This window comes from Azoarcus sp. Soil_N_20 (genome assembly GCF_057656155.1).
The window spans coordinates 128,498-142,888 of sequence record NZ_JBDGKX010000002.1 but is presented as its reverse complement, the minus strand read 5'-3'; the positions used below and the strand labels follow the sequence as shown (position 1 = coordinate 142,888).

General features: G+C 65.6%; 12 protein-coding genes and 1 tRNA gene. 7 read left to right on the top strand and 6 right to left on the bottom strand.

Annotation, left to right across the window (positions count from 1 at the left end):
* Positions 1-34 precede the first annotated feature (34 nt).
* The 3 genes from AC3A35_RS05200 (at position 35) to AC3A35_RS05190 (ending at position 4,400) form a co-directional block, all read left to right on the top strand.
* Positions 35-2,059, top strand: coding sequence for a methyl-accepting chemotaxis protein (locus tag AC3A35_RS05200; protein WP_487434854.1), 2,025 nt, complete (start codon positions 35-37; stop codon positions 2,057-2,059).
* A 202-nt stretch (positions 2,060-2,261) separates the two neighbouring features.
* A complete protein-coding gene (locus AC3A35_RS05195; protein ID WP_487434853.1) occupies positions 2,262-3,095 on the top strand; it encodes a Crp/Fnr family transcriptional regulator in 834 nt (277 codons plus the stop codon).
* Between the two features lie 120 nt (positions 3,096-3,215).
* Positions 3,216-4,400 carry an AI-2E family transporter gene (locus AC3A35_RS05190; RefSeq protein WP_487434852.1) on the top strand — a complete coding sequence of 395 codons (1,185 nt, stop codon included), beginning with the start codon at positions 3,216-3,218 and terminating at the stop codon, positions 4,398-4,400.
* 209 nt (positions 4,401-4,609) lie between these two features.
* On the opposite strand, the gene AC3A35_RS05185 is transcribed toward AC3A35_RS05190, so the two are convergent.
* Positions 4,610-5,212, bottom strand: coding sequence for a PEP-CTERM sorting domain-containing protein (locus AC3A35_RS05185; protein WP_487434851.1), 603 nt, complete (start codon positions 5,210-5,212; stop codon positions 4,610-4,612).
* Between the two features lie 411 nt (positions 5,213-5,623).
* Between AC3A35_RS05185 and AC3A35_RS05180 the strand changes: the two genes are divergently transcribed.
* On the top strand, positions 5,624-6,079 hold the full coding sequence (locus tag AC3A35_RS05180) for a hypothetical protein (RefSeq protein ID WP_487434850.1): 456 nt from the start codon (positions 5,624-5,626) through the stop codon (positions 6,077-6,079).
* 35 nt (positions 6,080-6,114) lie between these two features.
* Here the strand turns inward: AC3A35_RS05180 and AC3A35_RS05175 are convergent, their stop codons facing one another.
* Positions 6,115-6,333 (bottom strand): hypothetical protein, encoded by a 219-nt coding sequence (locus AC3A35_RS05175; protein WP_487434849.1) that lies wholly within the window; start codon positions 6,331-6,333, stop codon positions 6,115-6,117.
* A complete protein-coding gene (locus AC3A35_RS05170; RefSeq protein ID WP_487434848.1) occupies positions 6,311-7,507 on the bottom strand; it encodes a diguanylate cyclase domain-containing protein in 1,197 nt (398 codons plus the stop codon). Before AC3A35_RS05170 ends, AC3A35_RS05175 begins: the two co-directional genes overlap by 23 nt.
* Positions 7,508-7,689: 182 nt before the next feature.
* Between AC3A35_RS05170 and AC3A35_RS05165 the strand changes: the two genes are divergently transcribed.
* The gene (locus tag AC3A35_RS05165; protein WP_487434847.1) at positions 7,690-7,890 is read left to right on the top strand and encodes a hypothetical protein; all 201 of its coding nucleotides are present in this window, start codon (positions 7,690-7,692) and stop codon (positions 7,888-7,890) included.
* A 50-nt stretch (positions 7,891-7,940) separates the two neighbouring features.
* On the opposite strand, the gene AC3A35_RS05160 is transcribed toward AC3A35_RS05165, so the two are convergent.
* Positions 7,941-9,986 carry a hypothetical protein gene (locus AC3A35_RS05160; protein WP_487434846.1) on the bottom strand — a complete coding sequence of 682 codons (2,046 nt, stop codon included), beginning with the start codon at positions 9,984-9,986 and terminating at the stop codon, positions 7,941-7,943.
* A 526-nt stretch (positions 9,987-10,512) separates the two neighbouring features.
* Between AC3A35_RS05160 and AC3A35_RS05155 the strand changes: the two genes are divergently transcribed.
* Together AC3A35_RS05155 and AC3A35_RS05150 are read left to right on the top strand one after the other, a co-directional pair.
* Positions 10,513-12,594 carry a TonB-dependent receptor family protein gene (locus tag AC3A35_RS05155; RefSeq protein ID WP_487434845.1) on the top strand — a complete coding sequence of 694 codons (2,082 nt, stop codon included), beginning with the start codon at positions 10,513-10,515 and terminating at the stop codon, positions 12,592-12,594.
* Between the two features lie 43 nt (positions 12,595-12,637).
* Positions 12,638-13,105 carry a DUF302 domain-containing protein gene (locus tag AC3A35_RS05150; protein ID WP_487434844.1) on the top strand — a complete coding sequence of 156 codons (468 nt, stop codon included), beginning with the start codon at positions 12,638-12,640 and terminating at the stop codon, positions 13,103-13,105.
* A gap of 113 nt (positions 13,106-13,218) precedes the next feature.
* On the opposite strand, the gene AC3A35_RS05145 is transcribed toward AC3A35_RS05150, so the two are convergent.
* Positions 13,219-13,295, bottom strand: a tRNA-Pro gene (locus AC3A35_RS05145).
* Between the two features lie 47 nt (positions 13,296-13,342).
* A complete protein-coding gene (gene ispB, locus AC3A35_RS05140; protein ID WP_487434843.1) occupies positions 13,343-14,311 on the bottom strand; it encodes an octaprenyl diphosphate synthase in 969 nt (322 codons plus the stop codon).
* Positions 14,312-14,391 lie beyond the last annotated feature (80 nt).

Sequence of the window (14,391 nt, the reverse complement as noted above, 5' to 3'; positions counted from 1 at the left end):
GTCACCCCTCCACTGCGACCCACAAGAGAAGCTCATGGGACTGTTCGGAAAACGGGCTGCCAACGGCGCCGGCGTCACGACCTTCCAGGCCCGCTCGGCGGACCTCGGCGCCGCGCTCGCGCGGGCGTCGATCAAACCGACCTTCATTGCCGCCTACGTGTCACCCCACGTCGATCTCGACCGCGTGGCCGGCGAGCTCGGGCAACGTTTTCCGTCGGTGCCGATGGCGCTGTGCTCGACCGCCGGCGAATTGTGCGGCGAAGGTGACGGTGCGCTCTACTGCGACACCGGGAATAGCTGGGACCGCGTGGTGGTGCAGTGCTTCGACGCCAGCATCGTGGCGCATGCCGAGGTCGTCGCCATCCCGCTCGGCAGCGAGGACCTGCGCAACGGCGCCAACCCGGCCGACATCAACGAACGCATCGGACGGCTGATCGGCAACGTCCGCAACGCCCGCGTCGGGCTCGACATCGACCACCGCGACACCCTCGCCTACATCCTGTTCGACGGCTTGTCCGCCTCCGAATCCTTCTTCATGGAAGCGCTCTATGAATCCGGGCGTTTCCCCTGTCTGTTCGTCGGCGGCTCGGCCGGCGGCAAGCTCGACTTCAGCAAGACCGCCCTCCACGACGGCCGCCGCCAGCTCCAGAACCATGCCGTGATCGCCTTCCTGAAGACCGCGCCGGGAGTCCGTTTCGGCGTGTTCAAGAGCCAGAACTTCGAACCGGCCGGGCTCTCCTTCCACGTCCTCCACGCATCGCTGGAACGACGTCACGTGGCGCAGGTGATCACCGCATCGGGGCGTATCCTGCCCATGGTCGACGCCTTGTGCGAGGCGCTGAAATGTCCGCCCGCCGATCTCGAGCACAAGCTCGCCGATTATTCGTTCGCGATCCGGGTCGGGCAGGAGCTGTTCGTGCGCTCGATCTCCCGAATCGACCTGCAAACCCGCCTCGTCCATTTCTATTGCGACATCGCCTCCGGCGAGGAGATCGTGCTGGTGCGCCGGACCGGCTTCGTCGACAGCACCGAACGCGACCTGCGCACCTTCATGCAGGGCAAGCCGGGCAAGCCGGTGGCCGGCATCATGAACGACTGCATCCTGCGCCGCCTGTACAACCAGCGCGAGCTGGGCGGCATCGACCGGCTCGTGGCCGGCATCCAGATCGCGGGGTTCTCGACCTTCGGCGAGATTCTCGGCCTCAACCTCAACCAGACCCTGACCGCGATCTTCTTCTTCCGGGTGACACCGGGCACCGGTTTCGCCGACGAATATGTCGACAACTTCGTCGCCCACTACGGCGAGTTCAAGGCCTTTTTCCTGCGCCGACAGATCGGCAAGCTGGCGGGGCTGTCGCGGGTGATGTTGCAGCAGATCGAAGGCTACAAGGCGGAGCAGTTCGACGATCCGCTCGACCCGGCCGATTTCGACGGCAGCTACGCGCCGGTGGTGCACGGGCTCAACGATCTCGGCACCGCCCTGCAGCAGAGCCACGCGTTGCGCCAGGCCACATCGTGCCAGCTGGAGTCCTGTGCGACCGACCTCTACGCCTCGGTAGACGGCCTCACCCGCCAGCTCGGCGAGCAGGAAGGCGTCATCACCGGCGCCGGCACCACAGTGACCGAACTGACCCGCCAGGCGGGCACCGTTGCGGACAGTGCCCGCGACCTGTCGCACGCGAGCGGCCGCATCCAGGGCGTGGTGCAGATCATCCAGCAGATCGCCGACCAGACCAATTTGCTCGCCCTCAATGCCGCCATCGAGGCGGCGCGTGCCGGCGAGTCGGGACGCGGATTTGCGGTCGTCGCCGACGAGGTGCGCAAGCTCGCCGAGAAATCGCGCACCAGCGCGGGCGAAATCGGCACCAACATCTGCGCGCTCACCACCGATATCGGTCGCGTGGCGCAATCGATCGAACGCCAGTCGGCCGACGTCGCCAACCTGTCGGGCATGCTCGAGTCGATCCAGTCGTTCAGCGGCCAGAGCGCCCTCGCCGCCGGACATACCCGGGCCGTCGCCGACACCCTCCGCAACCTGACCCAGGCCGGGACGAAATAGGTCCCGGCATGCGCGGTCCGTCATCGACCGCATCGAGGTCGGCCGCCTGCCCGGGCGTCGAGGCCGGCCCTATGTGCGGCATCGAACGGACGCTCCGGTACGATGCGATCAGGATGCCACTTGCGGTCGCCGGGCTTGCTCCCATCCGGAGGCATTCGGGCCCGGACCGGTATTCCTCGCCGGAGACGATCAGGAGAACACCATGAAATGCGCAGCATCAGCCGCTTGGCAAGGTACGACCACGCCGGGCGTCGACGCGATGACTGCCGACTCCGTCACCTCGATTTTCGCGACCCTGATCCGGACCGCCCCGTTCGACTTTCTGAACCACTACCAGCTGCATGCGCTGATCGACGATGGCCGCGTCCTTCACTTCAGTCGCGATGAAGTCGTCACCCGCGGTCATGCGCTTGCCGAGCACATCTGGGTGGTGCTCGACGGCGAGGTCAAATGCTCACTGCTGTCAACCACCGGCGCCGAGAAGATCATGCAGATCGCCGGCGCAGGCACGATGTTCGGCGAAGAGGCCGCGCTGCTCCGTCGCCCCCAGCTGTTTACCGCCCAAACCCTCCGCGACAGCACTCTGCTGCTGATTCGCGACGATGCGCTGCGCACGGCAATCGCCGAGTCCCCTTCGTTTGCCAGTGCGATGACCCTGCGCCTGTCGTCCGCGATCTATGCACTGCTCGAGAACCTGCAATTGTGCCTGCAAGGCACCAGCACCCAGCGCGTTGCCCACTACCTGAGCCACCTCGCACATGACAGCGTCGAGTGCTGCGAGGTCCAGCTCGGGACCAGCAAGCAGAACATCGCCGCCCAGCTCAACCTGACTCCGGAGACGCTGTCGCGCGTTCTGGCGCGCTTTGCCCGCGACGGCATGATCCGCACCCAGGGTCGTCGCGGTCTGAAGCTCGACAAACTGTCGATGTTGCGCAGCTGCGCCGCGGGTCAGCAGCAGCCCGCACCGCCGTTCACGCCCATCCGAACTGCGGGGCCGCCACGCGGTGCGCAATGTACGCCGGCAAACAGACCTTGATCACGATCTGGAGGATGATGCACTGCATGATTCCACCGTGCGGTTTTCCTCGCGGCGGCGAACCGTACACGGGCCGTTGACGAGGCCCGGAGACCGTATCGATTTCACCAGGGAGCACCCGTGTTGACGCCGGCCGAAAGCCTTCCACCCAGCGCCGCAGACCCCGACACCTCCGCTGCAGTTCTTCCCGCTGTCGATGTCCCGCTGGAGCCGAAGCGCGCATCCCGCCACACGCCCCTGACCGTGGCCGTCGGCATCATCGCAGCCATCGCCATTGTCGCCGCGCTGTCGCTGGCCAGCGCCTTCTTCATTCCTTTACTGATCGGCATCCTGGTGAGCTATACGCTCCGCCCGATCGTCGACGGTCTGGCCGCATGCCACATTCCCCGCGCCATAGGCGCGGCGCTGGTACTGCTCATGCTGGTCGGGGGCACGTCGTGGGTCGCATTTTCGGTGGGTGACGACGTCACCACCATGGTCGAGAAACTGCCCGAGGCCGCGCGCAAGCTGCGGCAACGTCTGAGCGCGGAGCGAAAGGCCGGTCCGACAGCATTGCAGAGCATGCAGGAGGCCGCCAACGAGATCCAGGGCGCTGCCGCCGACGCGGGCGCGAGACCGGGCGCACGCGTGATCACCGCACGGGCGACCGAACCCACCGCCTGGTTGCGCGACTACGCCGTCGCCCAGTCCGCACTGCTGTTTGCGGTGGCCGGCCAGACGCCGATCGTCCTGCTGCTCGCCTATTTCCTGCTTGCGTCGGGCACCCACTTCCGACGCAAGCTGGTGCAGTTCGTCGGACCGTCGTTTGCGCGCAAGAAGGATACCGTGCGGATACTCGGCGAGATCGACGTGCAGATCCAGCGCTACCTGTTGTCCATCCTGGTGTCGAACCTTCTCGTCGGCATCTCGACCTGGCTGGCGTTCGAGGCAATCGGCGTGGAGAACGCCGGGGCCTGGGGCATCCTTGCCGGCATCCTGCACTTCATTCCGTACCTGGGTCCGCTGGTGGTGGCGATTGCGGCCGCAGTGGCCGGCTTCCTGCAGTTCGGCACGCCCGTGCATGCGCTCGCCATCGCAGGCATCTCGATCCTGATCTCGGGCGCCATCGGCATGGGATTCATGACCTGGCTGCAGGGCCGGTTCGCAGGCGTGAACGCCGCGCTGCTGTTCATCTCGCTGCTGTTCTTCGGCTGGCTGTGGGGGATCGCCGGCCTGCTGCTCGGCGCGCCGCTGGTCGCGATCGCCAAGCTGATCTGCGACCATGTCGAATCGCTGAAGCCGATCGGCGAATTGCTCGGCAGGTAGCGCGGGGCGTTTCGCCCGGGAATCGCTCCGTCACGACCTGCGGGCGGCCCGGCCATATGCTCCGCTCTGATCGCCAGCGTAGGGCGGCCAGGCAGAGACCTGCTGCGCGATGATGCCGGCGAATCGACATGGGCCACGACCCTTTCTGACACAGTGATCGTCCCTATGAACGGCACGTCAGAAAGGATCGTGGCGTGCCGACGGCCGGCTCAGGCCGGGCGTCGCCGCGATACCGTCACCCCGAGCACACCGACGCCGAGCAGGGCGAGCGTGCCCGGCTCGGGAAGCTGGCGAAGCGCAGTTGCCTGCAGTTCGGTCGAGCCTTCGGATAGCTGCACGGAGGTGCCGTATTGCTGCTCACTGGCAAAGTCGGTGTCCGCGACGCTTCCCGGCAAGCGCACCGCCAGCTCGGAGCGGCTGAGCTTGATATTGCCGCCGCCCACCGCCACGGTGCGGAAGAGTTGGAAAGTCAGCGTACCGGTGGTGAAGTCGAAGAACTCGCTGACGTCGAGATCGGTGACGGCGAAGGACGCGGCCTGGCCGGAGGTTTGCAGGGTGCCATCGAGGAACAGCGAAATCGTGTCATTCTGCGCGGCGGCGTTGGCCGACACATCGAAGCTCAGTGACAGCAGTACCTGACCGAACGCGCCTGCCGTGGTTTCGGAAAACGCCAGCGCGTGCGTGAACGTGCTGCCCGCACTGCTGATGTTGGTCCCGCCAACCGATTGCTCGAGCGAAACCGGTGCCGCCTGCCCGCCCGTGGCGAATGTCGCCAGCAGCGCGCCGGCCAAAATGGAACGAAGTGCTTTCACGATGTAGCTCCCCCAACCGGATGACGTTGTGTTCTTGTTGACCAGCTCCGATTTGAGCCTAAAGTACCGGACCCGGCCTGTCTGTGCGGTTTCACACACGGGATAACACGGTGATGCGGCGCTCCGGTCTGTAACTGGTATGCATATTGCTTTTCGATGACCACATTCACCTCGTCCAGGCGGCGACCGCGCCAAACAGCGACTCGGCCCGGCAACCCAGGCGAAGATCAACACCTCGCGCGGGCGGGCCTGCGCACCGAGGTGCTCGACCGGCATTCGCACGGGCTCGAGGCGCCGCAGCAGTGAGGAGCCGGCGCGCCGAATCGTTCGCCTATGCCGGCCAATGGATTGTGCCCCGCTCGAACCGCACGTCTATCATGATCGTGAGTACCCATCCGGAAGGAGTAGCCCGTGAAGCTCTTCAACCTCGTCGTCGCCGCCGCTTCACTGTTCGCGACCGCCGCGAGTGCCGACAGCGTGGGTTTCTGCGGACCGGACCATGCACCGGGAGATTACGTCGAAACGCCGAATGGCCGCCTGTATTGCGAAACATCCTGGTCGGGTGCGTGGAAGCTGGTTCCATGGGTGCTGGCAGCCATGAGCTCGCTTTACCGCACGGTCACCCAGTACGACAGCATTTGGGTCATCGGGATCGGATTTGCGGTCGGGTGGTACGGCGGGCGGCTCACGGGCAGCCGAGCGCGCGTCACCGGCACCTTGCACAATGGCTACCTGGACGGCACCTGGCATCCCCCCGTCGAGGGCAAAGCGAAGACCTTCGCGGGTCGACTGACCGGGGCCCTCATGCAGCTAGGCGCACTCGTCCTGGTCGTGATGGGCATGGTGTCGTGCGTCACCGGACACTGAAGGCGGATGCTCCGCGCCTGGTCGACCGTATCGAGTCACGACCACCAAATTTGCACAGCTTGACGCACACGACCCACGAGTTCGCCTTCGCCACCGGCGGGCATGCCGGAAGCTACTTCGGCCTCGCCGACACCGACGCGACGGTCGCCGAACTCAATTGCGCCTTCGGCAAGAAGGCACTGGTCGGCGTACAGCTCGCCAAGGTCGCGGAGCGGGTCCACATCGCGGCGGTTACGCCAACAGAACGACCGCATTGCGCCCGCCTTCCTTGGCTCGATACATGGCGGCGTCCGCATTCCGTGCGAGCTCGATCGCGTCGGCACCGTGATCGGGATAGAGCGCGATGCCGATACTGGCCGAAATGGAAAATGTGCGACCCTCGATGGTGAACGGGGCGCCGAGCCTGACACGGATCTTTTCCGCCACCACCAGCGCGTTATCGGCGTGATGAACATTGCGCAGCAGGACGACGAATTCGTCGCCGCCGATGCGTGCGGGAATGTCCGACTCGCGCACTGCCTGCCGCAATCTCTCGCTGACGGCCAGGATCAGCAGATCGCCGATGCGGTGCCCCATGGCGTCATTGACCTCCTTGAAGCGGTCGAGGTCGATGAACATCAGGCCGAATCGTGCCCCCTCCCGACGGGCCACGGCAAAGGCGGCGCTCACATGCTCGTCGAACAACACCCGATTGGGCAGGTCGGTAAGCGCATCGTGCTGGGCCATGTGGCGCAGGCGCTCTTCGGCCTTCTTGCGCTCGGCGATGTTGCGGCTGACGCCGTGCACCTCCACCTTGCCCGTTCTCGGATTCGTCACCCGCTTCATGACCACCTCGGTCCACACCGTCGAACCGTCTTTGCGCGCCTTGACGACGTCTTCGGTAATGACGTTCCCGAACCCTTGCTTTCGTGCCGGGAACTCTCGCAGCCGTTCCGCGAGCGTGGGCGTCAACGCAAGCTCGATCGGCAAGGCGATGATTTCCTCGGGCGTGTAGCCACGCTGCTTGAGGACCGACGGACTCACGTAGCGCAGGCGCAGGGTTTCGGCATCGAGCACCCAGACGACATCGTCGATGTTCTCGGTGACGTTCCGGTATTGTTCGGTCCTGAGCTGGAAACGGTGATGGACATGGATGATCAGCAGGCCAACGGTGACAAACACGACCATCTTGCCGACATGCTCGGGATTGTCGACGAGCAAGGAATGGGTGGGCGCCATGAAGAACCAGTCGACGAGCCCGATCGACAGCACCATGCAAATGCCGCCACCGACCCGTCCCCCGATCCAGCTGCTCAACACCAGCGCGGGATAGAACATTACAAACGGCAGGAACCGGGCCGGTTCACCGAGCTGGTTCTGCAGCGTCAGCGCGACAAATGGCACGAGGACGGCAAAGATCAGCTCCAGGCAGCGACGGGGAGAAACCACAACGGAAGGCATCGTTTTCGGGATGTCGCTCGGGCCAGATGACGTCAGGAGCCCGATTCTACCCGGCTCACTTGAGAAAACGAGTCTGTCGTTCGCTTGAAATCGGGCCCGGCTAACCTAGTCTGAATAGGATCATCCCTAATAGCCCTCGGGTGCGCTCGCATCTTCGGCAGGAGGCAGTCATGACGATCACGATCACGGCAACCTACGACAACGCCACGGCACTCGCCAACGTCGTCGATGAACTCGTCAACGACGGGATAGAACGCGAAAAGATCTACCGGGACGAGGACAAGACCCAGGTCAAGGTCATCGTCCCCAAGTCGATCGAACCGGCCGTCCTCGAGATTCTCGAGCGCCACGGCCCGCTTGCGATCACCTGACGGGCATGCCGCATCCGGCTGGCCCCTCAGTACCCGATTGCAACGCCTGATCAGCTCCCGGCCAGCGTCCTGAGCGCGGGCATCAGCGGATCGACCTGGGCGAGCGAACGCCGCGTGCCCGCCGGCGAGATACCGGCATACCGGGCCAGCGCATCGGCAGGAACGGTACCGGCGATGCGGTCGAGTTCGCCGAAGCGGAGTCCCTGCCGGACCAGATAGGCGATACAGGTGTGGCGTAGCGTGTCCGAAGTGATTTCGGCCGGTTCGTCGAGGCCGGCATCGTGGGCCGCACACAGCAGCCGCCGCTTGCATTCGTCGTCCGACGCCGGCATCGCGAATCCGGCCCCGTCGGAACTGTCCGGGCGCGCGCCGGCCGTTTCGAGCGCGGCAAACACGGCAGCCGGAACCACCAGCGTGCGGGCGCACGCGCCCTGCAGCCGGATACGGCCGGACTCGGGGTCGAGGTCCGCGCCGGCGATGCCCCGGATCTCTTCCGGCGTTGCGCCGCACAGCAGCAGGCCTGCCCAGATGCGGTCATCCGCCGGCATCGCCTCGAGCAGTTCGGCCACCTCGGACTGCGTGAGTTCGCGCGCTCCGGTCAATGCCGCGGGCAATTGGGCAGGGGCGGCGGCGAACCGGGGCAGCGGCGCCGATGGCATGCGGTTGCCGAGCGCCGGCGCCAGGTCGTGGCCCACGGAGATCCACGGCGGCGGCAGGATCACCGGCGCGGTCGACGGCGGCGGCGGGCGGTTGAATACTTCCACCACGGACATCGCCAGCAGCCCGAGGACGAACGCCGCGCCGAGGCTGATCCCGGCATCGCGCGTGTAATGCGGCCACCATACCTCGCCGGGCGTGGTTGCGGCTTCGATGACCTGGACCGAGGGCATGCGCGACTTTTCGCTGGTCTCGGTGCGCAACAGGCGTTCGGCCAGGCCGCGCCGGCCCGATTCCATCTGTGCGAGTTCGTCCTGCATCGATTTGAACGCGCTGAAGCTTCGCGAAAACGCATGCACCACCGCACGGTCTTCGGTGATCTGCCGCTGCAGCCGCTCCTGGACCTGTCGGGCCGCCGCCAGTTCGTCCTCCGCCTCTGCCAGTGCGGATTGCCCCATGGTGCCGCGCTGTTCGGCGATCTGGACATCGAGATCCGCCAGCCGCGAACGGATGCCGCGGATGCCGGGATCCATGTCCATGAATTGCGGCGTATAGGTGCGCTCCTGCTCGCGCAGCGACTCGCGCAGTTGCGAAGCGCGCGCTTCGAGCGCCGCCAGGGTGGGGTTGTCGCGTGCGCGCACCACCGACTTTCCGCTGGCAAGGGATGCGCGCAGCGACTGGACGCGACCTTCGGCCTGGGCGACCTTCTCGTTGGCCAGGTTCAGTGATGCGGACAGTCCCTTCACCCGCGACAGGATCTGGTTTTCGTCGCGTTCGCCCGAGACGATGTCGGCAGACTGCCGGAAGTCGTCGAGTCCCTTCCGCTTTTCGGCGAGACGCAGGTCCAGGCTCGCCAGCTCCTGACGCAGGGTTTCGATCTCGGTCGAAGCCGAACTGCTGTAGCTGTCGATGAGCTGGCGCGAATAGATGTCGATCAGCGTATTCAGGATCGCGGCGAGGTCCCCGGGCTGCAAGCCGGTTGCGCTCAGGGTGATGAAATCGGTGTTGGCGACCGGTTCCGCGTCGAGCACGGCCTGGATGCCCTGCACCGGGTCCGCGCCGAACTCCGCCAGTTCGACGCCTTGCTGCCGCAGCATCGGCAGCGCCGCCTCGATCAGCGGACGACTCGCCAACACCCCAGCTTCGGCCTGCAGGCTGCCCGCATTGGCGCTGCTCGCCGCCGTGGTCACGGTCGCCGACCCCGCTGCGGCGGTAACGGGCAAGGAGCGGACGGCCGCGGCGGTCTTGACCGCGATCGTGGCCTGCGCGCGGTATTCGGCGGGGCGCGAGTAGGTGTAAGCCAGACCGATCGCCAGACTGGCAAGGAATACCAGCAGGAATACGCGCAGACGGCGGCGATTGCCCCGCGCCGCAAGTTCGCCGGCAGCGTCGGACTCCCCCTGGCGGTTGGCGTTGACCAGGGTATCGAAGCTAGACATGGGAGGACTCCTCGACGCTCTGCCATACCGATCGCGGGGAAGCGCAGGGCGGACGGAAAGATACGGAACTCATTGGCATGGGCGGAGTATCCGGGGCGCGTGGACTCGCAGTCAATCCGCCATTTGTGACAAAGGACGGTAAACCGCCGGTCTGGCGCGGGCGCCACGGCGGCGGTGGCCGCGGCACCCGGGGGAGGAGGCAGGAACGGAAGGCATCCGCTATCCGGTACGGGCGTCGACGCCGACGGCCGCGATCGACCACGACGTGCGCCTGGTGGTCCACGGTCCGGTACTGCTGCGCTCGCTGGAGACACCGTCCGGCGTCGTGGATCGTGGACCTGCCTCACAGCCCCCCCGGCACCGAGCCGTTCGTGCGGAACGACAAAACGGCCGTTTCATGATTTTCATGAGGCCATTCCAGCCCTTCGACGGAGGCCCTGACGAGCGCACCCCGGGTAGAGTTCGGGTCATTCCCGGCGCGCAGCGAACTGCCGCCGTGCCGTCACGCGACACCAGGATCCATGCCATGCAAACCGTCCGCCCCCGATCCACTCCGCTCGCGCTCATGCTCGCCGCCATGGCAGCCGTACCGGCGGCCAATGCGCAGGAGCAGACCCTCAGTCCGGTGGTGATCACCGGTAGCCGGGTGGAAGTCTCGCCCTTCGACGTGCCCTATTCGATTGACGGCGTGCGACTGGACGAGAACGGTACCGAGGGCCTGCGGGTGAATGTGTCCGAAGTACTCGCGACGGTCCCCGGCGTGGTGGTGCAGAACCGCCAGAACTACGCCCAGGACCTGCAGATCTCGGTGCGCGGCTTCGGCGCCCGCGCCGCCTTCGGCGTGCGCGGGGTCAAGTTGATCGCCGATGGCATTCCGGCCTCGAATCCGGACGGCCAGGGTCAGGCCGCCACCTTCAATCTCGACACCGCCGAGCGCATCGAGGTCTTGCGCGGCCCCTTCGCCACCATCTATGGCAACCATGCCGGCGGCGTGATCCAGTTGTTTTCGCGCGACGGCAAGGGCACGCCGCGGGTGCGCGGCGGGCTGTTCGGTGGCGACCACGGCACGCTCAAGGTCGATATCGGCGCCGAGGGCGAGAAGAACGGCATCGGCTATGTGCTCGATGCCTCGCACTTCGAAACGGACGGCGAGCGCCGTTACAGCGCAGTCAAACGCGATCAGGGCTTTGCCAAGATCACCCTCGCGCCGGACGAGGACAGCAAGCTCACGCTGATCGCCAACGGCCTGCACCAGCCCGACACCGAAGACCCCCTGGGCATCACCTGGGACACCTACCAGCGCGACGAAACCGACGTGGAGCCCGTCGCCTTGCAGTTCCGCACGCGCAAGAGCATCGACCACATCCAGGGCGGGGCGGTGTACGAGCGCCGCTTCGGCGAGGACCGGCTGCAGCTGCAGGCCTATGCGGGAGAACGCAGCGTGATTCAGTACCAGTCCATTCCAACCGGCCCGCAGGGCGCGATCACCCACCCCGGCGGCGTGATTGCGTTCGATCGCGACTTCCACGGCGTGGGCGCGCGCTGGATCGCACAGCGCACGCTCGGCAGCGGCAAGCTGACGGTGACCACCGGCCTCGACTACGACCGCGCCGAGGACGACCGCCAAGGCTACCAGAACTTCATCGGCAGCACGCTGGGGGTCAAGGGGGCGCTGCGCCGCGACGAGACCGACACCGTGACCAGCCTCGACCCCTATGTGCAGGCGAGCTGGCAGCAGGGCAAGTGGGACTGGACGCTGGGACTGCGCCACAGCAACGTCGAGTTCGATGTGGACGACGCTTTCATCGTCGGCGCCAATGGCGACGACAGCGGTTCGGTGCGTTACCGCAAGACCACCCCGGCGATCGGCGTGCTCTACCGGGTGACGCCGCTGCTGAATGTGTACGCCAGCGCCGGCACCGGCTTCGAGACGCCGACCTTGGGCGAGTTGTCATACTCGCCGGCCGGCGGCTTCAACTTCGACCTCAAGCCCTCGACCAGCCGCCAGTTCGAACTCGGACTGAAGGCGTATACCGGCGAAACCACCCGGATCAATGCGGCGGTGTTCCAGATCACCACCGACGACGAAATCGTGGTCGCCGGTGCCGCCGGCGGACGCACCACGTATACCAACGCCGGCAAGACCCTGCGCCAGGGCCTCGAACTTGCCGCCGAGTCCGAACTGACCCGCACGCTCAGCGCGCGCGGCGCGCTGACGGTGATGCGCGCGGTGTACGACGAGGCCTTCGGCACGGTGCCGGAAGGCAAGCGCATTCCCGGCGTGCCGGCGGTGTCCGCTTATGCCGAGCTGGCATGGAAGCCGATGGCCGGTCTCACCACGGCGGTCGAGGCGGTGCATCGGAGCAAGGTCGAAGTCAACGACCTGAACAGCGATCACCCTGCGCCGGCTCACACCTTGGTCAACCTCCGCCTCGGCGCCGAACAGCAATCCGGCCCCTGGACTTTCAGCCAGTTGCTGCGCCTGGACAACGTATTCGATCGCAAGCACGTCGGCTCGGTGATCGTCGGCGACCGCAACGGCCGCTACTATGAGCCCGGACCGGGGCGCAGCGTGTATGGTGGAGTACGTGCCGCCTACCGATTCTGACCCCCTCCCCTTTCCTCTCCCCGCCGCCGGCCGGCACCGCCGCTTGTTGGCGGTACTGGCGGTACTGGCCCTTTCGCTGCCGCCGGCGCGGGCCGGCGACACGATGGTGATGGAGATACCCGCCGCATTCGACGACGTCGACGCGGCCCTGGTCGACGCGATTGCGGACGAGGGTATCGGGACGCCCTCGGTCAGTCATTTCGGCGCCATGCTGGCACGGACGGCGACGGATCTCGGCCATCGACCCGATCTCTACACCGAGGCCCGGATCTACACTTTCTGCAGTGCCGCCATCGCAGCCCGACTGGCAACCGAGTCGGCACACAACGTCGCCCTCTGTCCGCTATCGATCGCGGTCTATCGCGTCCCCGAACACCCCCGCGCAATTTATCTGAGCTATCGGCGCAGCACCGTCTCGGCTGGCGGACAGGCTGCGGACGCATTGATGCAGCGGATCGTCACGCGTACGGCGTTGGAGTTCGGCATCTCGTCTGCGCCGTCCCGCCGCTGAGCATCGAACCAGGCAATCCGCAGCGAGGATCCGCCCCCTTGCGGGACAGAACTACAACCGGACAGCAAAATGCAAAAAGGCCATCGTTCGATGGCCTTTTTGACGGGAATTTGTGGTCGGGGAAAGAGGATTCGAACCTCCGGCCCCTGCGTCCCGAACGCAGTGCTCTACCAGGCTGAGCTATTCCCCGACGGTATTTTTGTTGTTGATGCCTTTCACGCGAAGCCAGAAATAATATCAGTAATTTCTCGCAACTGCAAAGTCCGATAATTGTAGCAACGCATCCCTGAAAATGGAAGGGGGCAATATCGAAATTGCGTCAATCGCGCGTTGCGCTTCGTCCCGGGCGTGGCGGCGGGCCTCGTCCAGCGCGCCGGTGGCCTGAATCGCGGACAGCACTGCCGCGAAATCGTCACGGCCACCATTCTCGATCGCGCCGCGCACCAGGGCCGCCTGCTCGGGAGTCCCGTGCTGCATGACATGAATCAGCGGCAGGGTGGGTTTGCCTTCGGCCAGATCATCACCGAGGTGTTTGCCGGTCTCGGCCTCATCAGCTGAATAATCCAGTACATCGTCAATGATCTGGAACGCCGTGCCCAGATGCATGCCGAATGCGGCGAGATGGTTTTCGGTGGTGTCGTCCGCGCCACACAGGATTCCACCCAGGCGGGCGGCGGCCTCGAACAACTTGGCCGTCTTGTAGCGGATCACGCGAAGATAGTCTTCGACTTCGACATCGGCGTTGTGGCAGTTCAACAGCTGCAGCACCTCCCCCTCCGCGATGACGTTGGTCGCATCGGAAAGCACCTGCATTACGCGAATGTTGTCGACACCGACCATCATCTGGAACGCGCGCGAATAGAGAAAATCGCCGACCAGCACCGACGCCGCATTGCCGAACAGCGCGTTGGCGGTCTTGTTGCCGCGCCGCAGCTCGGACTCGTCGACCACGTCGTCATGCAGCAAGGTCGCGGTATGGATGAACTCGACGACCGCCGCCAGTTCGTGGTGCTGGGTACCGCGGTAGCCCATGGCACCGGCGGTAAACAGCACCAGCGCCGGGCGCAGGCGCTTGCCGCCGCTGTGGATGATGTACTCCGCGACCTGCCGAATCAGGACCACATCGGAATGAAGTCGCTGGCGGATGACGGAATCCACGGCCTGCATGTCGGCGGCGATGGGCGCAAATAGCTGCTGGGCGGACAAGACGGAATGCTCGCGGAAAAAACGGGATGGTATGGGGGCGCTGCAAGCGGCGTCAACACAGACCGCAGATTGTCCCGCCG

Excerpts from the sequence above, each read along its gene's own strand:
- AC3A35_RS05200 (WP_487434854.1), top strand. The coding sequence starts at position 35 with ATGGGACTGTTCGGAAAACGGGCTGCCAACGGCGCCGGCGTCACGACC.
- AC3A35_RS05195 (WP_487434853.1), top strand. The coding sequence starts at position 2,262 with ATGAAATGCGCAGCATCAGCCGCTTGGCAAGGTACGACCACGCCGGGC.
- AC3A35_RS05175 (WP_487434849.1), bottom strand. The coding sequence starts at position 6,333 with ATGCGGTCGTTCTGTTGGCGTAACCGCCGCGATGTGGACCCGCTCCGC.
- AC3A35_RS05165 (WP_487434847.1), top strand. The coding sequence starts at position 7,690 with ATGACGATCACGATCACGGCAACCTACGACAACGCCACGGCACTCGCC.
- AC3A35_RS05160 (WP_487434846.1), bottom strand. The coding sequence starts at position 9,986 with ATGTCTAGCTTCGATACCCTGGTCAACGCCAACCGCCAGGGGGAGTCC.
- AC3A35_RS05155 (WP_487434845.1), top strand. The coding sequence starts at position 10,513 with ATGCAAACCGTCCGCCCCCGATCCACTCCGCTCGCGCTCATGCTCGCC.